This window comes from Cytobacillus spongiae (assembly GCF_021390075.1).
Genome location: NZ_CP089997.1, coordinates 635,684 through 658,537 on the forward strand (window position 1 = coordinate 635,684; position 22,854 = coordinate 658,537).

Annotated in this window: 19 protein-coding genes; 14 read left to right on the forward strand and 5 right to left on the reverse strand. The window is 37.1% G+C overall.

The window, feature by feature from the left end; genetic code table 11:
* Window positions 1-237 precede the first annotated feature (237 nt).
* Together LS684_RS03340 and LS684_RS03345 are read left to right on the forward strand one after the other, a co-directional pair.
* The gene (locus tag LS684_RS03340; RefSeq protein ID WP_233809929.1) at window positions 238-846 is read left to right on the forward strand and encodes a YczE/YyaS/YitT family protein; all 609 of its coding nucleotides are present in this window, start codon (window positions 238-240) and stop codon (window positions 844-846) included.
* A gap of 68 nt (window positions 847-914) precedes the next feature.
* Entirely contained in the window at window positions 915-1,769 is an 855-nt protein-coding gene (locus tag LS684_RS03345; protein WP_233809931.1) for a YfkD famly protein, read from the forward strand.
* A gap of 43 nt (window positions 1,770-1,812) precedes the next feature.
* Here LS684_RS03345 and LS684_RS03350 read toward each other — a convergent pair whose 3' ends face one another.
* Both LS684_RS03350 and yfkAB read right to left on the reverse strand, forming a co-directional pair.
* Entirely contained in the window at window positions 1,813-2,076 is a 264-nt protein-coding gene (locus tag LS684_RS03350) for a DUF3949 domain-containing protein (protein WP_233809933.1), read from the reverse strand.
* 118 nt (window positions 2,077-2,194) lie between these two features.
* Window positions 2,195-3,313: a radical SAM/CxCxxxxC motif protein YfkAB gene (yfkAB, locus tag LS684_RS03355; protein WP_233809935.1), complete on the reverse strand. Its 1,119-nt coding sequence runs from the start codon at window positions 3,311-3,313 to the stop codon at window positions 2,195-2,197.
* A 182-nt stretch (window positions 3,314-3,495) separates the two neighbouring features.
* Between yfkAB and LS684_RS03360 the strand changes: the two genes are divergently transcribed.
* The 9 genes from LS684_RS03360 (at window position 3,496) to LS684_RS03400 (ending at window position 13,512) form a co-directional block, all read left to right on the forward strand.
* Window positions 3,496-3,684 (forward strand): SE1561 family protein, encoded by a 189-nt coding sequence (locus LS684_RS03360; protein WP_233809937.1) that lies wholly within the window; start codon window positions 3,496-3,498, stop codon window positions 3,682-3,684.
* A 354-nt stretch (window positions 3,685-4,038) separates the two neighbouring features.
* Window positions 4,039-5,586, forward strand: coding sequence for a fumarate hydratase (locus LS684_RS03365; RefSeq protein WP_284701579.1), 1,548 nt, complete (start codon window positions 4,039-4,041; stop codon window positions 5,584-5,586).
* A 137-nt stretch (window positions 5,587-5,723) separates the two neighbouring features.
* Window positions 5,724-6,524 (forward strand): delta-lactam-biosynthetic de-N-acetylase, encoded by an 801-nt coding sequence (pdaA, locus tag LS684_RS03370; RefSeq protein WP_233809939.1) that lies wholly within the window; start codon window positions 5,724-5,726, stop codon window positions 6,522-6,524.
* A 121-nt stretch (window positions 6,525-6,645) separates the two neighbouring features.
* Window positions 6,646-7,497 carry a DNA-3-methyladenine glycosylase family protein gene (locus LS684_RS03375; RefSeq protein WP_233809941.1) on the forward strand — a complete coding sequence of 284 codons (852 nt, stop codon included), beginning with the start codon at window positions 6,646-6,648 and terminating at the stop codon, window positions 7,495-7,497.
* A 15-nt stretch (window positions 7,498-7,512) separates the two neighbouring features.
* Complete coding sequence (gene rlmD, locus LS684_RS03380) at window positions 7,513-8,880, forward strand: 23S rRNA (uracil(1939)-C(5))-methyltransferase RlmD (RefSeq protein WP_233809943.1); 1,368 nt, start codon at window positions 7,513-7,515, stop codon at window positions 8,878-8,880.
* Window positions 8,881-9,438: 558 nt separating this feature from the next.
* On the forward strand, window positions 9,439-9,936 hold the full coding sequence (locus LS684_RS03385; RefSeq protein ID WP_233809945.1) for a PDDEXK family nuclease: 498 nt from the start codon (window positions 9,439-9,441) through the stop codon (window positions 9,934-9,936).
* 55 nt (window positions 9,937-9,991) lie between these two features.
* Entirely contained in the window at window positions 9,992-10,291 is a 300-nt protein-coding gene (locus LS684_RS03390) for a hypothetical protein (protein WP_233809947.1), read from the forward strand.
* A gap of 441 nt (window positions 10,292-10,732) precedes the next feature.
* Window positions 10,733-12,823, forward strand: coding sequence for a hypothetical protein (locus LS684_RS03395; RefSeq protein WP_233809949.1), 2,091 nt, complete (start codon window positions 10,733-10,735; stop codon window positions 12,821-12,823).
* Window positions 12,824-13,206: 383 nt separating this feature from the next.
* On the forward strand, window positions 13,207-13,512 hold the full coding sequence (locus LS684_RS03400) for a hypothetical protein (protein ID WP_233809951.1): 306 nt from the start codon (window positions 13,207-13,209) through the stop codon (window positions 13,510-13,512).
* A gap of 131 nt (window positions 13,513-13,643) precedes the next feature.
* Here the strand turns inward: LS684_RS03400 and istB are convergent, their stop codons facing one another.
* From istB to istA, 3 genes are read right to left on the reverse strand one after another with little or no spacing between them, the layout of a single operon-like run.
* On the reverse strand, window positions 13,644-14,402 hold the full coding sequence (gene istB / locus LS684_RS03405) for an IS21-like element helper ATPase IstB (protein WP_233809953.1): 759 nt from the start codon (window positions 14,400-14,402) through the stop codon (window positions 13,644-13,646).
* Window positions 14,399-14,857: a hypothetical protein gene (locus LS684_RS03410; RefSeq protein ID WP_233809955.1), complete on the reverse strand. Its 459-nt coding sequence runs from the start codon at window positions 14,855-14,857 to the stop codon at window positions 14,399-14,401. The genes istB and LS684_RS03410 overlap by 4 nt, the downstream gene beginning before the upstream one ends.
* A 39-nt stretch (window positions 14,858-14,896) precedes the next feature.
* Window positions 14,897-15,919, reverse strand: coding sequence for an IS21 family transposase (gene istA, locus LS684_RS03415; protein WP_233809957.1), 1,023 nt, complete (start codon window positions 15,917-15,919; stop codon window positions 14,897-14,899).
* A 1,400-nt stretch (window positions 15,920-17,319) separates the two neighbouring features.
* Between istA and LS684_RS03420 the strand changes: the two genes are divergently transcribed.
* The 3 genes from LS684_RS03420 to LS684_RS03430 are packed head-to-tail and all read left to right on the forward strand — an operon-like array spanning window position 17,320 to window position 22,251.
* Window positions 17,320-18,453, forward strand: a complete 1,134-nt coding sequence (locus LS684_RS03420; RefSeq protein ID WP_233809959.1) for a hypothetical protein — start codon at window positions 17,320-17,322, stop codon at window positions 18,451-18,453.
* Complete coding sequence (locus LS684_RS03425; RefSeq protein ID WP_233809961.1) at window positions 18,453-20,411, forward strand: McrB family protein; 1,959 nt, start codon at window positions 18,453-18,455, stop codon at window positions 20,409-20,411. The genes LS684_RS03420 and LS684_RS03425 overlap by 1 nt, the downstream gene beginning before the upstream one ends.
* A complete protein-coding gene (locus tag LS684_RS03430) occupies window positions 20,395-22,251 on the forward strand; it encodes a DUF2357 domain-containing protein (protein ID WP_233809963.1) in 1,857 nt (618 codons plus the stop codon). Before LS684_RS03425 ends, LS684_RS03430 begins: the two co-directional genes overlap by 17 nt.
* Window positions 22,252-22,854: the final 603 nt, after the last annotated feature.

A 22,854-nucleotide genomic window follows, 5' to 3' on the forward strand; every position in this document is an offset into this window, starting at 1 on the left:
TCTTACGAAAGGGAATGAAATCGTGCGCTTTTGTGAGTAGCTATCACCAACCTTTTTGATTGTTTTTTTACTAAAACCATCAATTGATCTCGAATAAGCTACAGCCTCCTTTAGTTCAGTAAGCGAATTTCACTACCCTCCTTTAAGAAGTATTACCGTTATTATAATACTTCTTTATAATTATGTAAATATTCTGATTTTTACAATATGATTACAAATCATTCGGAGGGTGTAACGATGAAGCATGTGTACCGAGTAATTTTTTTTCTAGTGGGAATTATGATGCTAACATTTGGAATTTCTTTAACGATTAAAGCTGATCTAGGGGCAGGTCCTTGGGACGCATTGAATGTAGGCCTTGCAAGTAGCTTTGGATTAACGATTGGAAGCTGGGTCATCATTGTAGGGCTCGTACTAATTGTGATCAATGCTTTTCTGTTGAACGCACGACCAGATGTTCTCGCTGTCTTTACGATTGCCCTGGTGGGTTTTTTAATTGATTTTTGGTTATTAGCCGTGTTAGGGGATTGGTATTATTTTCAATTTAGGATGAAGGTATTCATTCTTCTAGTAGGGCTGTTTTCCATTGGCTTAGGAGTTGCCATTTACCTTCAAGCTGATTTTTCACCGAATCCGATTGATAATTTTATGATTGCGATTAAATATCGATTTCATGTCAGTTTTATGATGGCGAAAACTGTGGCAGAAATCGTGGCCCTTGTTCTCGCTTTTGTTGTGGGCGGGCCAGTTGGGATAGGGACGTTTGTAATTGGTTTTTGTATAGGGCCGTTTATTCATTTTTTTCATCCATATTTTGAACGATTGTTTTCTCGAATTGTTCGTTGAATGGATAATATTTGGACACTCCGAAAAAACTATAAGCAAACCGAATAGTTGAAAGGAGTTTCCACGAAATGAGAAAGTACTTATCTGTTTTATTAATAGGCTTCATGTTCCTCACTATAGGTTTACCTACTGCACATGCAGAAAAACAACAAGAACAGAAGCAGCCAGCTAAGAAACAAGAAGAGCAAAAGGAACCGGCGAAGCAAATAGAGAAGATTCAAATTCCTAATTCCGTTTTAAATATTACAAAAGAAAATACGTATCCAAATCCAACACAGGATATGCCAACGTTACAGCCGAGTGAATTTACCCAGGAGCTAATTGACTCTTCTAAAGTGAAAATTGAAAATCCTGAGCTTATTCGGATGTTAAATGAGACAAGCGTCAATAGTACCCCGTTTGCGATTGGCTATCGTGCCGTCATTTACTTAGGCCAATGGCCACTGAATTATGAATCATCAGAGACAGCTCCAAACTGGGAATATCAGCGAATCAATACAAACTACTTCGATAACCGTGGCGGAAAATCACCTTATCAGATTCATTATGTTCAGGAAGCACAGAAGATTGTGAAGGGTGGTTTGACTTCAAAGGTCCCAAATGCAGGAGATGTGCAGAAGATGATGCTCCTTAAAGCCATGGAGAAAACAGGCTTGCCACTAGCATTTGAAACAGTTGTAGGGGCTGGTACGAAGAAGGATCAAATCTACAACATACCGCCAAAGCGACTTGGGTACTTATACGGCTATGCACCAGCTGTAAATGAAAAAGGAAAAGTGACATACGGAGAAGTATACGTGATGCTAAAAGGTAATAAAAAGATGATTGTTGTGAAAAATGTAACCTCACAAGGGATCGGTGCTTGGATTCCCGTTCAAGATCATATGTCCTTTGGATTTGTCGCAACCGAACGTCCGAGATAAAAACAAAACGAGCTCAGAAAGATCTGAGCTCGTTTCGTTTTTTTTATCCATTTGGATGTTTTCGTTTATAGATGAGGGAAGCCAATAGGTTTGCCAGGAAGAAGAGAGGATTGCCCTGCATATTCTCATGAAGGATAGCCTCTCCCGCATTCATGTCCTCGTACATTTCTCCTTGTGTTTTCCCCTTTGTTTTATTCTTTATTTCTTCCGCTTTTAAGGATACTAAGAAGATGTATTGAAAGGGTAGGATAAGTAGTGAAATAAGAACATATAAGCCGATGATTGATAGAAAGATGTAAAATTCCATGATACGGCCTCCAATATATTCCTATATTTCTTTTTACGTGTAAAGCGTTGTGAAGGTTTCATTAGGAGTCTCAAAAAAAGAGTACAAAATCAGTAGGATTTTATACTCAGTGATGACTCTATAGATTTGATTTTTTCTCTAAAAAGTTAACGTCCGGGTAGTAGCTGTTTTTCACCAATACATTTGGTCCAAGGCAGCTAACGCTAGGGCAATGGCAGTTTAGACTTTGGGCGAGTGGCATGTTCATCCACTTGTCAAAAATTGGTTGGAGTGTATCCGTTTGAATATTTCCAAGCGGTGGTGTGTCTCCGAAGTCGGTGACAATCACATCACCAGAAAAAATATTTACATTTAAACGAGAGCGGCCATCTGGGTCATTTCGGACTGTTACATTTTTTGCTCCATGCAGCCTTTTTAGAAGCTCCAAGTCTTCTTCACGACTACTGCAAGGATAGAACGGAAGAGTTCCAAACAACATCCATGTGTCTTCATGACGAATTTCTAGAATACGATGAATGGCCTCGCGAATTTCTTCAAGGCTCAATACCTCTAGATTGGAAGCGAAATCTGAAGGGTACATTGGGTGAACCTCATGTCTTTGACAGTGCATCTCTTCCACAATTTGATGATGAATATGCTCTAAATACGGAAGTGTTCGCTTATTTAACATCGTTTCAGCGGAAACCATAACGCCTTCCTTAGTGAGAGCTTTACTATTGTCGATCATTCGTTGAAAAAGGGCGGCCCGCTGCTTACGTGTAGGCTTTCGGTCCATTCTTGCAAACCCGCCATCTATAAAGTCATCGATCGTTCCCCAGTTATGTGAAATATGAAGTACATCTAGGTGAGGAATGATTTGTTGATAGCGCTCGAGCTCTATCGTTAAATTCGAGTTTAACTGCGTGCGGACCCCGCGAGAATGAGCATACTCAAACAGGGGAGCAACATAGGTTTCAACTGACTTTTTCGATAGCATGGGCTCACCGCCGGTAATGCTAATTGAGCGGAGCGTCGGAATTTCATCTAATCTTTTAAAAAGAAGCTCGATAGGAAGAGCTTGAGGGTCCTTTGGCTGTAGCGTATAACCTACAGCGCAATGCTCACAGCGCATATTACATAACGTAGTTGTCGTAAATTCAATATTGGAGAGTGTTAGCTTGCCGTACTCTTTTACATCCATATAAGCTTCCCAAGGATCATAGCTTGGGGTGATTTTCTCTAAATGGTTTATGTTCATGACGAATTCTCCTCGTGATTATAAGTCCCTTGCCATTATCAAATTGTATTCGTCATCTGTCAATTGTTTTCATCTAATTTATCGGTGATCATCAATTTGGGTATACTTTTACAAGAGTGACTCTTGCGGATTTGAATAATTTTTTGTAGGATGAAGACGAGCAGTGAAAGGAGAGATACCTGTTGGGAAGCCCAGTTAAAGATAAAAATGCACAAGTGACCTTTCTGAAGCAACGCCTAAATATGTTCCTTGACCTATTAGACGCCATTGATCCAGAAAGCACCGAAGTTGAAGATATTGACCGCCTAATCGGCATTATGGATGATCTTGAATCCAAGGTTCGTGAATTCAATAACAGAGATGAAGAATAATCTATAAAAAAGTCCAGGGAACTGGGCTTTTTTTGTTGAGTAACATGTGAAAGAAGAGGAAATGGAGATAGAACTAGGAATCTAGGCCATTGATAAGCGCAGTGAATAAAATAAATGAAACCGAGCACGGATATCCGCAAAAACTAGAAGAAAATCCGCAAGTCAAGCTCAGATATCCGCAACCCCAAAAACCAAATCCGCGAGTCAAGCTCCAATATCCTCGAAAAACAAATATATCCGAATTCATCCATTCCATTCAATTCGTGATAGGAGTATAATGTTTGGTGTAAATAGTTATAAAATTCATACTAAAATTCGTCGTTCAAGGGGAGCAAAGGGAAAGGGGAAACACTCATGAATATCGAAAAATTTCAAGAAAGCATGTACAAGCTGATCGTTGAAACATCAACGATCCTGCCAAAAGACGTGAGACGAGCGATTAAAGCAGCAAAAGAGCGTGAAAATGCTGGAACCAGATCAGCAATGAGCTTAGCAACCATAACAAACAATATCAAAATGGCCGACGATAACATTTCACCCATTTGTCAGGATACCGGTCTACCGACATTCAAAATTAAAACACCAGTTGGCGTAAACCAAATCGAGCTGAAAGCAGCCATCAAGAAAGCGATTGCACTCGCAACAAAAAATGGAAAGCTTCGACCAAACTCAGTAGATTCACTAACAGGGGATAATAGTGGAGACAATCTCGGAGATGGTACACCAGTTATTAAATTTGAACAATGGGAAAAAGACTACATCGATGCCCGCTTAATTTTAAAAGGCGGTGGCTGTGAAAATAAAAATATCCAATATAGCTTACCTTGTGAGCTCGAAGGACTTGGCCGTGCGGGTCGTGACCTTGATGGAATTCGTAAGTGTATTATGCATTCAGTATACCAGGCTCAAGGTCAAGGCTGTAGCGCTGGCTTTATCGGCGTTGGAATTGGTGGGGACCGTTCATCAGGCTATGACCTAGCGAAGGAGCAGCTATTCCGTTCAGTGGAAGACGTGAACCCTAATGAAGAGCTGCGTAAGCTAGAAGATTACGTCATGGACAACGCCAACGAGCTTGGCATTGGAACGATGGGCTTTGGCGGAGAAACAACATTACTTGGCTGTAAAGTGGGCGTAATGAATCGTATTCCTGCAAGCTTCTTTGTATCTGTTGCTTATAACTGCTGGGCATTCCGCCGTTTAGGAGTAGAGATCAATCCAGCGACTGGAGAAATCAACGAGTGGATGTACCAAGAAGGCGAAAAGATCGACTTTGCTGAGGAACAAGGGGAAAAGGAAGCAGCAAGCAGCGAACCTTCAACTGATTTCATTACATTAAAAGCACCAATAACAGAGGAACAAATCCGTCAATTAAAGGTAGGCGACGTTGTTCGCATGGATGGAAGAATGTACACAGGCCGTGATGCAATCCATAAATATTTAATGGACAATGATGCACCTGTTGACTTAGATGGACAAGTAATCTATCACTGCGGTCCTGTTATGCTTAAGGACGAAGAAGGTACATGGCATGTAAAAGCAGCTGGTCCAACTACAAGTATTCGTGAGGAGCCATACCAAGGGGATATTATGAAGAAATTTGGGATCCGTGCCGTGATCGGTAAAGGCGGAATGGGACCAAAAACCCTTGCAGCGCTAAAAGAGCATGGCGGTGTGTACCTAAATGCAATCGGCGGAGCTGCTCAGTACTATGCAGACTGCATCAAATCAGTCGAAGGCGTCGACCTCATGGAATTCGGAATTCCAGAAGCAATGTGGCACTTACAGGTTGAAGGCTTCACAGCAGTAGTTACAATGGACTCCCACGGCAACAGCCTGCACGAAGAAGTCGACAAAAGCTCACTCGAAAAATTAGCGAAATTCAAGGAACCCGTATTTAAATAAATAGCAGAAGACAGCTAATGGAGCAGTATTGGCTGTCTTTTTATTTTTCCGGAGAAACGGATTGGCTAACAATGGCAGGCATGAGTTCACACTTCCAACAAACACTATAGAAAAAGTGGTTTAGAGGAGGTCAGACTATGAGAAAAATCATCAAGCCACTAGTCATACTAGGTGCACTTTTGCTTTTAACGACTAGTGTTGCCTTTGGGCAGTATTCCAATTCACCCATACACTGGGGATTTAAAAAAGGAGCAAAAGAACAGCCGGCAGATGCAGGAAAAGAGCTTAACGAGCTACTGAAGAAATACGACAGCTATTATATTGGTGACACGACGAAAAAAGAGATCTACTTAACGTTTGATAACGGATATGAAAATGGCTACACGGCCAAAATCCTCGACGTATTAAAAAAAGAGAGAGTACCTGCTGCATTCTTTGTGACCGGTCATTATTTAGAAAGCGCACCAGACTTGGTGAAACGGATGGTGAAGGAAGGCCATATAGTTGGAAATCACTCATGGCATCATCCTGACTTAACAAAGGTAAGCGATGAAAAACTAGCTAAGGAATTGTTAATGGTCAAAGAGAAGACGGCTGAGCTTACGGGTGTTAAGGAAATGCGGTATTTGAGACCGCCAAGAGGTGTTCTTAGTGAACGAACAATTGCGCTTGCAAAAAAAGAAGGCTATACCCATGTGATGTGGTCACTCGCCTTTGTGGACTGGCATATTGACCAGCAAAAAGGCTGGGAATATTCCTATAACCATATCATGAAGCAAATCCATCCAGGAGCCATCTTGCTTCTTCATACTGTATCAAAGGATAACGCAGAAGCTCTCGAAAAAGTTATCCAAGACTTAAAGAAAAAAGGCTATCGCTTTAAAAGCTTAGATGACTTAACTGGACAAAACCCAATAGATAACGAAATGCTATACTAACCCGGATTCGTTGAATTCGGGTTTTTCTCCTATGAAGAGAAGGAACGAGCCAATTTAATCATTATATAAAACTGATAAAAAATGCTATAATACGGGGAAAATGATAAAGGACGATTCATATATGAAAATCGCCGGACCTTATGATTTTGATCGTGTGCTCGACCGTTTAAGCCTAGACCCACTACATGCTGTTGACTTAGAAAACCGCACGGTGAAGGTGCCTTTACTGATTGATCAAAAGCCTGTCATTGCCGTGGTAACTGCAACAGGCACAACACAGGAACCTAGCTTTACACTCGCTTTTTCAGATGGAGCATTGAAAGAAGAAGCGACCAAAAAGATCATTGAAATTTTTCAATGGAATAAGCCTTTAACCGATATACACCAGCATTTTCAACAAACAGATCTAAAGGGAATTTTTGCAGAGCACTTTGGAACACCACTTGTGTTAGACTTTGATCCATATGCCTGCATCTTAAAGTGCATCATTCATCAGCAGCTCAATTTAGCATTTGCCCACACGTTAGCGAAGCGATTTGTGGATACGTTTGGCTTTGAGATCGATGGAGTACCATTTTATCCACAGCCAGAAACGGTCGCAAACTTAACAGTTGAACAGCTACGTGAATTGCAGTTTAGCGGAAGAAAGGCAGAATATGTTATAGGAATTGGGAAAGAAATCGTCGAAGGCAGGCTTAATCTAGAGGCTATGCGTGACAAATCAGATGAAGCTATTATGAGTGAGTTGATTAAGCTACGAGGAGTCGGACCGTGGACGGTCCAAAATTTACTCATGTTCGGTCTCGGTAGACCTAATCTTTTTCCAACCGCCGATATTGGCATCAAAAATGCATTGAAAAAGCTATATCAATTAGAGGAAAAGCCATCTGTTGAACAGATGGAGGAATATAAAAAGGACTGGGATCCTTACTTAAGCTACGCTTCTCTCTATCTGTGGAGAAGCATTGAATAATTGGAGTGAAACTACATGTCAGTTGAAATAAAACCGAATCAAACCTTCCCGTTAACAATCAAGCGGCTAGGAATTAATGGCGAAGGAGTCGGCTACTTCAAAAAGAAGGTCGTATTTGTACCAGGTGCTTTACCTGGTGAGGAAGTAGTCGTCGAGGCCACAAAGGTCAACCCGAAATTTGCAGAGGGAAAAATCAAAAACATACGAAAGAAATCCCCACACCGCGTAGAGGCACCTTGTCCTGTCTACGAAGAGTGCGGAGGCTGTCAACTACAGCATTTACACTACGACCAGCAGCTTAAAGAAAAGCGAGACATCGTCATTCAATCGTTGGAAAGACACACGAAGCTGCCTGTAGATCAGCTAGATATCCGCGAAACAATTGGAATGGACGATCCGTGGAACTACCGGAACAAAAGCCAGTTCCAGGTTGGTCAGAAGGATGGAAAGGTACTAGCAGGGCTGTACGGCATCAATTCACATAAGCTTATTAACATTCAGCAATGCGCCGTTCAGCATCCACACACAAACAAAGCAACCGAAACAGTTAAAGCGATTTTACAAGACTTAAGCATACCTATCTATAATGAGAAATCAAGAAAAGGATTGGTTCGTACGATCGTAGCCAGAGTAGGTGTACAAACAGACGAGCTCCAAATAGTTTTAATCACAACGAAAAAAGAGCTGCCGAAGAAGGATCAAATCATCGAGCGAATTACGAAGCAGCTACCGAATGTGAAATCAATCATCCAAAATATAAACGGGCAAAAAACGTCATTAATTTTCGGCGAAGAAACGGTCACACTAGCAGGAAATGACTTTATCCAGGAAACACTAGGCGACCTATCATTCGAGCTCTCAGCGCGAACTTTCTTCCAGCTGAATCCGGAACAAACAATCAAGCTCTACAACGAAGTCAAACAAGCGGCAAACCTAACAGGGAAAGAAAAAGTCGTCGACGCCTACTGCGGTGTCGGAACAATTGGCCTATGGCTCGCAGACCAAGCAGGAGAAATCCGCGGCATGGACGTCATTAAAGAATCCATCGAAGACGCCAAGAAAAATGCAGCGCGCCACGGCTTCAAGCATACCCAATATGTCACAGGCAAAGCCGAAGAAATAATGCCTAAATGGGCCAAAGAAGGCTGGAAACCCGACACAATCGTCGTCGATCCCCCAAGAACCGGACTCGACCACGAGCTACTCAAAACCATCTTAAAAGTAAAACCAAAGAAAATCGTATATGTTTCATGTAACCCATCCACACTGGCAAAGGATATCTCTGTATTAAGCTCAAAATATGAAGTGAAATATCTTCAGCCTGTGGATATGTTTCCGCAGACTAGTCATGTCGAGTGCGTCGCGTTGATAGAGTTGAAATAGCTTGGTATCAATAGGTTCGGCGACCTTTAGCTGAATATCAAAGTGTGTTTTATGTTCCCTCGGACGAATGGTTCGGGGGATTTTTTGACCCCCGGGGTCATACTTTTACGCAGAAATAAAGCTATTTTTTTGTGAAAATGTCGAATTTAAATGAATTTACTTGTAAAATTATAGTATATTTGTCTGTAACAACATTAATAACACATAAGTATATTACAGTAGTTCTAGTAAGTGAGTTGAAACTAAATCAGAAATACCAGAGACCTTAAAAGCTTAGCCCTTATTCAAAGTAAAAGGGGTGTAGCTATGGTAAATCAAAATCCAAAACAAATAGCGAGAGAGAATTCATGTAGGTTAAGCTTGGGTAATACCTAAAGATGCTAAGAAGATAACGTCTAGGTAAAAGACTATTAATAAATATTAGAACTGGTAAATCATATTAAGTTTTTTGGCATATTTTTATGTTTCGCTCCGAAAAGTATAATGAAGATAATACATCATATTCATTACATATAATAATTGTCATGAATAAATTAGGTTGTAAATGAGAAGTGTAACGTGTACATTTTGAAAGGAAATAAAGCTGAAAAAATCGATGCAGTTACGTTTGCTGAACTAGGTATGCAAGAAAGTCACTTAGAAGAGGTAATAAGAAGCGATATTGATATCATTTGCAGCGATGAGGAATCGATGCTCATAGTAGGACAACAAGTTAAAAATGAAATGAACGGACGTAGTGATCTTACAGCTATTGATAATAATGGGAACTTGGTGTTGATCGAAATTAAACGAGATCGGAAAGACATAGAGGGTAGAAAAGAGGCTTTTGAATTTCAGGCTATTCGCTATGCTGCCAGCTATGCCACAATAGAAAGTCCAGATGATCTTGTGAAAAAAGTTTATGCTCCTTACATCGAAAAACACCGTAGTGAGTTTGAACTTGGGGAACTTACTTCTTATGAGCTTGGCATCAGAAAACTCAATGAATTTCTAAGGGCGAATAAAGCGGAAAACAGCTTTAACAAAAAAACAAAAGATCATTCTTGTCGCTTCTGATTATGATGAACAAACACTATCTGCCGTTGCCTGGCTAAATAGCAATCATGTCGATATGAGCTGCTTTAAGCTTACTCCGTATAAGTTTAATGAGAATATTTATCTGTATCCAGAAAAAATCCTACCTGCCACTAATTATGATGACTACTATGTGAATCTTATGGAAAAATCTTTACCGATTTCAATGAAGAAAAATAAAAGCGTGACTCGTCGGTCGCTTCCCAAAATTGATGCTATGCTTGATTGGGGGGTCGTCAATGAAGGGGACATTATTGTGGCTAAGGATAGAGGCAATGAAGGAGTACTTCAGGCTAACGGTAACGTATTAGTAAATGATGAAGAAGTATCAATGTAAGCTTGGTTAAAAGAGATTTACGGCTGGTCCAGTGTCCAAACCTATGTTTTTGCTGTTCATAAAGAAAGTGGTAAATCACTTGCACAAATTAGTGAAGAATATACGGAGCAACAGGCGAAAGAAGTTGCTGAGGAACTTTAGTATGAATAAATGTATTTGGCCTATATTAAATTAAATTCAAAATATTTGCGTAAAGATATTGACTTATTGGTTAATCATGGTAAAGTATAAATTAATTACATACTTAAAAAAGCTATCGAAGTATGAAGCTACCCGCTTCAAAAAAGAACTATGCTGAATTAAGAAAATGTTACTAAGAGACGGTTTGAAAACAAAGTTGGTTTAATTTTGTTTGATATATTGTGTCCGTAACTTTCCTATTCGCATAGGGAAGCTACGGACTTTTTAATGTGTAAAAAATATATCTGAGGAGAATGACCAATGGTTAGAAATCTTAATGAGAGTACTCTGGCCCCAAATGTAAGGACAATAGGAATAGCAGGGGGAACAGGTGATGGTAAAAGTGAAGTAACTAGTACCTTTGCTGATCCAAAGGCAAAAAAAATATTATCCCAAAGCATTGGGGAAACAAATTCGACATTGAAAGAACGTAGGGTTGTCTATACTGATGAAATGAATGAGGAAATGGTTTTAGCAGTTAAGTTAAAAGAGACTATTTTCGAACGAGAAGATTTTAATAATCTAATTTCAGTAACGGTAGCAAAAATTGTAAGAGATTATGGAAAGTCTATTACTGTTGAGTCAGAAAAAATGATGGAAGATTTTATTACACATTTACGTGCGGAGGTTCAAACCAAGGTAAATTCAAGAGCCGTACTTACTTTTCTAACAGAAGTTGAAATTGATCGCCTCGTAAATGAAGTGTATGATATCTTTTTTTCAAATGATTTTTTTAGTGAGAATTCATTCGAGATATATAATAAAGTAAAGAATGATCTAAAAAATCTTGAAGTTAAAAATAATTCAACAAAGTTTTTTGCAGCTCTAAAAAGTGAAGTAGAAAAAGCAATTGACTTAATGGATAAGGAACAGATGTGGTTATTATTAGAAGAAATTAATGGCTATTTAAAAGATATATTTCATCAGTATTTTTCTGAAGATTCGAAGTCACTGGATGGATACTATTATCATGTGATAGATCTAAGTAACCCTGATAAGAGTAGAGAACTCATTAAGGCAATGTTTTCTTCAAATAACCTTAGAAAAGGTGAAAATTTATCCATAGAAGTTTTTTGTTCGGAAATTGTAATATATGCCCCAATCCATAAAAAGATACTAGAAATAATAAAAACTGACCAAAAAGCACAAACAGTTTTTATGGGAAAAGACGGTAGTATTTCAATTGCGTTGTACGACACGAAAGGATTATACCACGAAGATTCAACTGATGAGGGTAATTTAGAGTACTTTACAGAACTATTATACAGCATAAACTACGATGCACTACTGTTGGTTTGTCCTCTTTCAGGTGATACAAATGAATCAAAGTTAAGAGAGCTTTATACCAATGCTATGAAAAAGTATAACAAACAGGTACCGATTTTTATACTAAATAACAAGGTAGACCTATTCATTACTGATTTAAACAAAGAATTAAGCAGTGATGATCCTCTTTCATTAGATGTTTCTGAAGAAGAACTAAGCTTTGATGAAGTGAAAATTAAAGTTAGCAATAAGATGAAATCTATACGTGAGGAACTTCAAAGTGTTCAACATAAGAACAGAAAGAACGCTGAAATTATTTCTTTACCTTGTTATCTAAAAAAAGACAAGAGTATGTCAATGGAGTTGTTGAAAGAATATAACGCAACTAATTCAATAGAGATCATTATAAAAGAAATGGCAATACATCTTGAATCTAGTTCAGAAAAAATATCCTTCACACTATCTGACATTGATACTTCAGATATCACTCCTAAAATTAACTATGAAAAAGTGGAAAAGGCCCTTGAGCAATTACTTCAGCTCAAAGAAATTGACCGTAAAATTTTGTCGCCGGCATTTCAGGATATATCAGATAATATAGGGAAAACACCTCATGGAAATGCTTATAATGCATTAAGAAGAAGATTAAGAAATGGTTACGGGTATACCTCAAATATTGATGAAAGTTATTTCTATAACTGCCATTCCTTCTCAGTTAATTTTACTGCTATGGTGAGAAATTTAATTACCCAGGATCTATTAAATAGATTAATAGGTGAAGCGGTAGAATATGATGGTGGGTGTTTTAAAGATAATGAAGGTTCAAATCGTTTGAAGAATATTATTCTTGAGCAAGATTACTTTAACTCAAATGATTTTGTTACTGAAATTGTTTACTATAAAGCGTTAGAAGAAGCTGAAAAACAAGCTTTTAGCTACGGAGCTAGATTCAATAAATTTTTGAAAAACAGTATGCCTTATTTTGACAAAGGTCAGTTGGATACAAATGCATACACGGATGCTATTATTAAGACTTTAAATTCGGCAGTAAAAAGAGCAATAGATTTGCATATTCTGTATGTATAGCGTACATCGGCAACACAAAAAAAATAAATATCAAACAAAAAAGCTATCGAAGTATGGAGCTACCCGCTTCAAAAAAGATCTATGGCGAATGTTGAGGATTTTATATGAAACGATGTTTGTGTCCGTAATTTCCCTATTCACATAGGGGAGTTACGGACTTTTTTGTTTGTATAAGGAGAGGTAATAAGTGGAGAAAAATATGCAGAACACTATTATTAAATGCCCATGTTGTAAACGACAAAGATTATTTGACATTAGTGAAGGTACAAAAGGAATTATTACCATTAAATGCCAAAGGTGATATTGAATCTAAAATGGATAACATGAGGATATGTGTAAATTATGTTTTTGAGTAATTTAATCAATACCTTGATGATTCGAAAATGGATGAAAAAACAATATTAAATGAAGAGCGACTTGAAAAGTATAAAAAATCATTACACCAATATGAACCTGATATTCAAAACTGGTTAGTAAGGATTTATGATGACTACGATAAACAGATTAATCGCTCAATCATTAGCTTTCTTAAAAAGGATGATTTGTTTTTCTTGTATAATACAGATCATGAATTTCGTAGTGTTTCATATGACTGTTATGCTCAATTAATAAAGAAAAATTCTTTTTTAAGAGATCAAACAGAAATGCTATTTGAATTTATAAAAGATCATTGTATTTGTCAATATTAATTTGAGCCACAGCGATCATTTCAAAAGTGAGCCACTCCATTCTGTTTCATTACCATATTTAGGAGGGAACTGGTAGTTTTTTTGATTTTGCCCCTAGGGGCAAAATCAAAAAAACTACTCGCGCGCTCGGGTTACTGGTCGCCTTCTTCCCTTTGCTTCATGCTTTGTCTAAAACGATAAGATTCTCCATTTAGAAGGAGGATATGAGCTTTATGCGTGAGTCGATCTAGAAGTGCCGCGGTCATTTTTTCATCACCGAAAATCGATGTCCATTCAGTAAATTCTAGATTGGTAGTTATCATCACATTGGCTCTTTCGTATCGGCCCGCAAAGAATTGGAACAAGAGTTCAGATCCCGTTTTTGAAAATGGTACGTACCCAAGTTCATCTACGATGATCACTTGGTATTTGAGCCACTTCTTTTCCAAGGCACTGAGTTTGTGTTCCTCATTGGCCAAAAGGAGTTCTTCTACTAATTCTGCAGCTGTAATAAACTTGACCTTATAGCCATTCTTAATCATTTCAATTCCAAGCCCCGTTACCAAGTGCGACTTTCCCGTCCCACTGTTCCCTAAAAATATTACGTTTTCCTTTTTCTCCACGAAATCTCCCTTTGCCAAAGTTAGGAAACGATTTTTATTCAAGCTTGGCATCAAACTAAAGTCATAGCTATCTAGTGTTTTATGTACCGGAAAAGCAGCTTGCTTGAGCCTTCTTTGCCTTTGATTTTCCTCTCTGGACTCCGATTCGGCTTCCAATAATGCTAAAAGATATTCTTCATAACTCAAGTTTCGGTCTTCTGCCTCTCTGGCAAGAGAACGGTATTGGGCGGCTACAGTCGGCACTCTTAGGTGTTTAGTATAGTGGTCTAACAATAGTTCGGTTGTCATTTTCTGCTTCCTCCTGTCAATTGACCGTATTGTTCGATATTGGACTTATTAACTTTATACTCAAGAAGATTGACAGGAGTTTTATCCGTCGGGAGAGTATTAATCGTAATCTTTTGGCCCGTAAGCTCCTGTATGATTTCATGGACCTTTTCATAACGGAAAACTTGCGTTTTCTCTGCCTCTGTAAAGGCTTTTGTTAGATTTTCCATGCCAATATCGCGATGGAGGAGAAGAAGTCGAATATATTTCCGATCGCCTGCTGGGCCTTCCTGTTCGCGCATTTTTAAATGAAATCGCTTAAAAACTTCAGGAATTTCAGATGTCTGGAATGCATGTGCATCCCTTATTGCCCGTGGTTTCTTAAGCAGTGCTTCCAAATAATGATCAAGAACCGTTATCATTTGGTTACGTTCATAGGAACGAATGTGATTTGCGATCACATGATTTTGAGCCACTACGATCACTCGATCGACAAAAATTTTTACCCAAACATCCTAACCTACAAATTTACAAGGAACTGAATAATGATTGGTTTCAACCGTAATAAGGGACGTTTTATTAACCTTACACGATAAAAGTTTACATGCCTCAAATCTTGTTGGAGGAAGTGGATGAAGATATTCCTTTTCCTTCTCCCACATTTCTAAGACAGTCTCTGATTTATATGGAACGTGGGTCCGTTCAGCTTCCCTTAAACACCAATCCAGGAGGTATTCATTCAGCTCACCCATGGATTGTACTTCCGGATAAGGCACTAATGCATTACGTCTAACGTATCCGACTGTTCCTTCAATTCTTCCTTTTTCGTCGCCACTTGCGGGATTACAGAATTCCGCTTTAAACACATAATGGGCTTGAAGTGCGATGAAGGTCTCCTGCTCCAGCCGATCTCTTCCTTGTAGGATTTTTTGCACGGCTGTTTTTAGATTATCAAGTAAACCCTCGGTTGAAACTCCTCCAAAAAACTCAAACGCATGGACAAAGCCATCCAGGAATGCTTCCTGCTTTTCATGAAGATATGCTCTAACAAACCGCATCCGACTTGCAGAAAGTTGGACGCAGAAGAGAAAAATGCGTTGTGTTCGACCCTGTAGAATAATATCCGCCTCTCCCCAGTCGAATTGGAATTGGTGGCCGAGTTGAAAATCAAGAGGAATAAAGACTTCCTGAATCACTTTTCTGCGTTTAGCTACGATTTTACGAATGTTGGAGGCTGATCCTTTAAAATCATATTCGTCTACTAATCTCTTGAAAATTTTGATGGCAGTGTGTTTTTGTTTTTGCCAGTGCTTTTGGTCATCTTCGAGCCATTGATCAATGATCGGAATGACACGTTTTGTTTCTGGCGAATAATCCTTGGTTCCATAAACCTTCTTTCGCAATACAGTAGTTAGTGCCGTATTCTCCTGTAGATACTTCTTTACAGTGTTTCGGGAAATTCCAAGTTTTGTCGCTATTTGCCTTTGCGACAAGCCTTCAACCTCATTTAAGAATTTGATATTATGAAATTGAGCCATTTCGATCATCCTGTTCGTCCTCTCATATGTAGTAGTTTAGTCACTTCCTATCATAAGAGAGGTTAATAGAATTGGAAATTGGGTGGCTCATTTTTTATGCGATCAAATCGTATAAAAGTGGCTCAAATTTAATTTATCAATAACACTAATTGCCTAAACCTAGACACCACGAATAGTCTTACAACTATTTGTGGTGTCTTATTTGTGGTTGGAATAGTATTGTTTGAGAATTTACTGTTTAATATGACATAAGAGCTTTCTGTTGGTTATCCAGTCTGTCCCGGGTACTGTTTACTATCGTTGTGTCTCCCCTTAAGAGAGAATGCGCTCGCACCGCCCTGATAGTTGAGTGCTTGGTAAAGTGAGACCTGGGCGAGTTGAGAGTATGAGAGCCATATTTTGTCATTTAGTTCATTTAATATTTGTTGATAAGTATATAGCTTCTTTAGCTAACAGAAAAGTTTAGTAGGAGGAAATAATTCCAAAATAGTTAAAATATGATAAGATTACTAGGTAAATTGTAATACGGAGTGCACATTTTAGCACTATTGCCAGTTTTAATTCTGGGGGCATATGTAAAGATAATGAGTTATCTATGAAGTTTGCGGTGAAAAGAAAACTGTCCTGCTGAAATTCATTCCTTAAGTTCACTAGGAAAATAAGTCTCGGAGAATTTTAAGGTTATTGAAGACCAAGTCGGATTTTATTTTTTGAAACTGCTTTATTATCTTTACTTCATTTTTTTTTTAGTTCGTATTACTGATTAAAAGGAACGGAAATCCAAGAAAAAAACATACAGACCATTGAAGCTGTATTATAGTAAAGCCTTATAGGTCAAGATGAAAAATTGAAATAATTATTGGAGGAAGAATTCTATGCTTTAAGTTTGTATGAAGAAAACCTATATTAGGAATATTTTGTAGATGATGCGTTATACCAGGAATTCGTTTCTAGATACGCTTCAGTATTAATGATTTTACCCCTAAGAAATGATGACAAATTAAAAGTAAAAAAATTGAATACAAATAATAGATTCTTCATTTATTGGTAGAATTAGAGTACTGGAATTGAAAGTAGTGATTTAGAAGTTGAAATGGTGATTGGGAGGCTAATTTAAATGAAGAATATTAAATAGAAAATATGTTAATGCGTATTGAAGACTTATGGGTTGTTTGGATAATTAAAGGGAAATTCTAAAGTCTTTCATTTTTATTGTACAGATAATATTACATAAAGAAAACTAGGCGAATGTTTGGTTTTATTATAATTTTCTTTATTTTTTACCGTTTACCGCTGTAATAAAACTAATATATTTTATAAATGGGGGATTTTTCCATATAAAGCCTTATTAAGATAAAACCTTTACATTTAATAGAATGAGACTGGAAAGAAGGAGAACCATGACTGTTAAAAAAGTTTATCAGTGGTTGTTGACAAAACTAGACGATGAAACCATTTTAGATATTTATTGTAGCAGCAAAGGGAAAATAGTCTGTCGAGGATTTAGAGTGAATTCTATTCATGACATTAAGTCCAATAGAAAAATACTCACAACTAACCTATTGAACCCTAGCAGTTATAAATATTTTAAATTATGGTTTACCAAAATAGAAGAGTTCCCCCAGAATCAATCAGATAAATTAACTGAAAAAGAAGTGGATGAGTTATTAGCTTTAGTGTCTGAAGAAGGAATTGTTTCGGTTTTTGTTCGACTCTTTCATCAAAATTTAGAAAGAAAGGCTGTTCAATTGTTTGGAGAAATTGCAGACCATTCCTCTGACTTGCTTGAAGTGAAAAACCAAGCATTTAATAAATATGGTATGGAAAATACGTCTGACAAAAATTTAGAAAAAAGCGATTCAGTTACTGAGTCCAAGAAATCAGAAACAGAACACCTTTCGATTCAAGATAAGAACGAAGACAAAATCCATAAAAAGTTTGAGAAAAAACTTAAGAATATTGAGAACGAATTAGAAAAAAGAACAAAACAGTATACAAAAAAGATAGAAGAGATGGAAAACAAATATAAGAAAATAATAGACTCTTTAAATATAAGACTTTCGGCTGTTCATCGTGTAGTTAAAGAGAAAGATGATGAAATTATAGTGCGTGAGCAAGCTATGCAAAAGTTTAAAAAGTCAGAACAAGAAAAGGATAAGCTAATAGCTTTCTTGCAGAAACAAGTGGATGATTTACAAAAACAAATGATTGAACTTGAAGAAAAACTTCCTAAAAAAGAGAAACGTATACATATACTCGTGGTGGGGAAACCGGCTTCAGAAGTTCCTTTTGAAAATGAGACCATTGAATTTGAGTTTTTGGATAACGAACATGTATACGATTTTCAGTTTGATAATTCTTATGATGGTTATTGGGTTCTAGGTTATGAACTATCAAATAAAGAACAATATTTACTGCGACAAAACGAAACGTTTAATCAACTACCCGAAAAGAAAATAAACATTTGTAAGCAATTTAGCGATGTACAAATATTTATGGGGATATTTGATAAAAAAATAGTGGGGGCATCGTGATGGCATATACGTACGGGAAAAAAAAGTGGGAAATGGATTTTGCAGGTGTATTAGGAGAGGATTATGAAATTGCAAGAAGAACTATCATCCTTAATTCCAATGATACTCTACAATTTTATATAAAAATCATATCTAACCCACCTGAAAATTTTCCAAGACATGTGAGAGAAATAACAGGATATGGGGACGCACTTGCTGATTCTTGTGGATTTTATGATGATACGAACTTGAATGAGGATACAAGAATAGGAAAGCTACGTGATTTTTTAAATAGATACATTTTGTTTTTTAATGTCGAGCAACGGGGTGAGTTTTTTGTAGGAAAAGACTGGCATATCGTTAGAAAAACAGAGTCTTTTCGTTCTGATACTATATTAGACCCAGTTCCGATTTTTTCTGAGGACGCTCAAAGAACCCAAGAAATATTCGAAGAGCAATTAAGGAGTAAGAAATTCATTGGTGTAAATAAACAGGTGTCAACAGACACTGATGACTCACCACCTATTATTCTTTGGAAAAGCAAATCAAAAGAATCAGGTGATGAGTATACGGTGTATGGTCCAATATCCAATCATGATTATGCGTTTGGAGGATTCCGGTTTAATGTTCAAGCAGATGATAGCCCAATCAAAAAAATTACTTTAGACAATGAAGTGTTCTTAGATAGCTATTTGCATGACCAAGTGTTATTCATTTCTTCTATAAATATTACGGATATTCAAGAGAAAATTGTACTTGAGGGAGAAACGTTAGAGCCAATTGAATACAATCACCCTCCTCAAACATTTGGTGAAAGCAATATTGAATATTCTTCTGTCAATGAGGTAAAAAAAGATAAAGAAGAAGATTTCATGGATACGTTCAAACAACAAGCCAAACTCATGGGATTGTACTATGATGAAAAAGACTTATATAACTTTCATACGGCTATGAAAACGAAAGGATTAGTCATACTATCCGGGATGAGTGGAACAGGCAAATCAAAACTTGTCCAATGTTACGCTAAAGCTTTAGTCTTAAAAAAAGGTCAACTTGCATTTATTCCTGTTAGACCATCTTGGCAAGATGACACAGATGTAATCGGGTATCTTGATACGTTAAACAATGTTTACCGCCCAGGTGACTCTGGGCTAATCAATACCCTGATTCAAGCACAGGATAATCCGGATAATCTTTACATTGTCTGCTTCGATGAAATGAACTTAGCGAGAGTGGAACATTATTTCTCCCAATTTCTATCGGTACTCGAGCAAGAAGGTAGCACTAGGGAGTTACAATTATATAATCCAGGCTACGAAACAAGGTTATATAATCAAAATGAATACAAGCCTAACTTGTTAATAGGCAATAATGTTTTATTTGTTGGAACCGTGAACTTGGATGAATCAACGTACCAATTTTCTGATAAGGTCCTAGACCGTTCAAATGTTATATCTTTAAATATGAAGTCTTATGAAGATGTGATGAGAATGGAGGAAAACAGAAGAATGGACTTGTCAATGCATGAGGAAAAAAATGCAAAAGAAAATCCAGTTACCACCGAAATTTTTGAATCTTTCCGAAAGAAAGGAACGGATATTACACTTTCATTATCAGAATCAAAATTATTGTGGGAATTGCATGTAAAACTTCAGGAATGTAACCGAAACATTGGGATAGGCTGGCGGATTGTCCGACAAATCGATAACTATTTAAATAACATACCATCAACTTCTCTTCTGAAAAGAGAAGAGGCGTTCGATTTACAGTTAATACAACGTGTATTAACAAAGATTAGAGGGTCTGAAGAACAATTTATAGAATTAATTGGACGTTATAACCCGGATGCTAAAGAAGTGGAGCATAGTGCTTTACTTGATTTATTAGATACTATGCCTTCTATGTATTCTATGGAGAAAACAAGAAGAGCAATTAAGGATAAAGCCAGGGAGTTGCGTTTGTATGGTCACACCATTTAGGGTTTGTTTTCGTCAAAAAGAGCCTGGATATTATCTAGGAGGCAACACGGAATATAAGGAAATGAACATCACAAACTATGTTGCGGATGAAGCAGATTTGCACAAGTTGTTGGATGAAACAATTCCAGAAGCTGTTGAAAATAAGTGGCTTCAATTAGAATTCACGAGCGAAGACACAAACGCACGCCTTTATATGGATGGTTTTGATACGATTCCTTTAGACTATTTAAATACCGATGAAAGTGACCAAGTCTACATGGCAGCCTCCAAAGAAAGGTTGCTGTTATTCGAAGATAATCCCTATAATACTAAAAATGGTAATAGTTATTATCCATACATTCCTGGTTATTACAGAATCAAAGTTATTTCATTCAATAAGACCTATTATTCTTGGTTAAAGATTAAACCAAAACAAGTAAATGAAGAACAATGGATTGCCATGCGTAACGAGGTGGAAGATACTCTAAAAGGATTGGCACAAGATTTAATCCGTAAGAATGCAAGCGTAGGTGCTGAAATGCATTCTCCCATTCCTTATGATAAGCTTAGAAAGTTGCTAATATTAAAAAATGAGTTCTCTAAATGGATTATCGCCATTAATAAAATAGAAAAAGAGCCACGTTTCAGGGTAGGGAAAGTATACAAACTTGTTCATGAAGGACAGAAAAACATCGTAGATGCAGTTGGTGTTCGCTACCGCTCTAGACATCCAGAAAGTGTCGGATACATTTATAACCCGCAGCACACAAAGAACTATAATTTACCTGAGAATCAATGGTTAAAATATATTCTTCTTTATTTTGTCAGAGAAACAACTGAATTAAGCAGCTACTTAAGAAAGCATAAATTAAAAGTTGAAAAAGAACTAGCACAGAAAAAATTCCTTGCTTTAGAACACATACAAAATCGTTCCACGTTATTGGTTTTAAAAGAACTGAAACAATATGAAATCTATGTGGGTCGCATTAGAAGCAATTGCTTAAGGGTATTAGGAGTTGAATGGATGGAAACAGTGGAAAATCGGCAACCTATGCACATTCCACTTTGTATGCACTTAGATATGACTTACCGCCAAATAATTAAGCTGTACCGCCAAATCAAAACGGAAGAAAAAAGCGTTTCCCTTAATCAAAACTATGATTTCTACTGGAAACGCACCAGCTTATTATATGAAATATGGGGATTTTTACAGATAGTCAAATCATTACAGCACGAATCCTCTGGTTTTAAAATTATAAGTGGTTGGATATATGATATAGATACCAATAGTCAGTCAGTTGAAATACCGTTTTTAGAATCAGGAACGGTTATTAAGCTTAAAAAAGATAATATAAATGTTCATTTGGTTTATGATACGAGCATTCCATATAAACCTGAACAGTCGACTCTATATAAACCTCTTTATGCAGCGGATAAGCATAACAGACCTGATGTTCGATTAGATTTCTATCATGATGTAAGAGAAGACTACATTGGGTCATTAGTGTTTGACTTTAAATATAGACCTGCCCGTGCTATATGGGATAGTGCAAAAATCAATACTTCGGATAAAACAGATACCATGAGGCAGTTGTTAGCATATCGAAATGATTTTGTATCACCGTTTATTTACAATAAGATATTGCCGCGTTATTGGAAAAGAGTCCGTCCAGTCCATGAAGTGTGGGCGATTTATCCAAGACATGATGGAAATCCTACTTACTCAAAGCATTCATATGAGCATTTTCAAACAAGGCTCATGCAGTTAACTCCATTAGAGGATAATGAAGTATTTCATCAACAGTTAACGGATTCTATCCTGGAAATAATTGCGATATATTCAGAGTTACTGCCAGAGTAATTTAACAATACAAAAAACAACCCATTTCATCGGTAAATGTGTTGTTTTTTGTATTGTTGACAATTTATTTAGTTTGCTGCAACGGTAGTCCTGCTTCACATTTTGCTACCCCGTTTTCTGTAAACCATCTAATTCTATTTCCGTTCGTTAAGTTACGAAGCGAAAAGTATAGTCATGTGATAAAATAACAATGGTTGAAATTGCTCGTATTAATAATTCGTTATTTGATGAACTTAATAGGTAAACACCACTACATCTATTATAAAAAAATTGTCTGCGACCTACTATCAAGACATGTGGAGTGTTGTTCACTATTAGTTTTAAATGGAAAATTCGAGTGAGAAGTTAGTGTGGGATTGCCCTCTCTGTAGAGAGGGTTTTTATATGGTTTTAGAATATGGGGGAGAGTTTACATAATTTTAATTGTTTAGTTTTGCTGTAATAGTCAGAACACATCTGCAAGGATAACCATAAGCAAAAATTATAGCGAGATTAATTGATAAAATAAGAAAGGAGCGATTATAAACACACTCCAATTTCTTTATTTAGTTATTAAATTTATTAACAAAATTTTCATATTGGCTTGAATAAGATAAATTAACA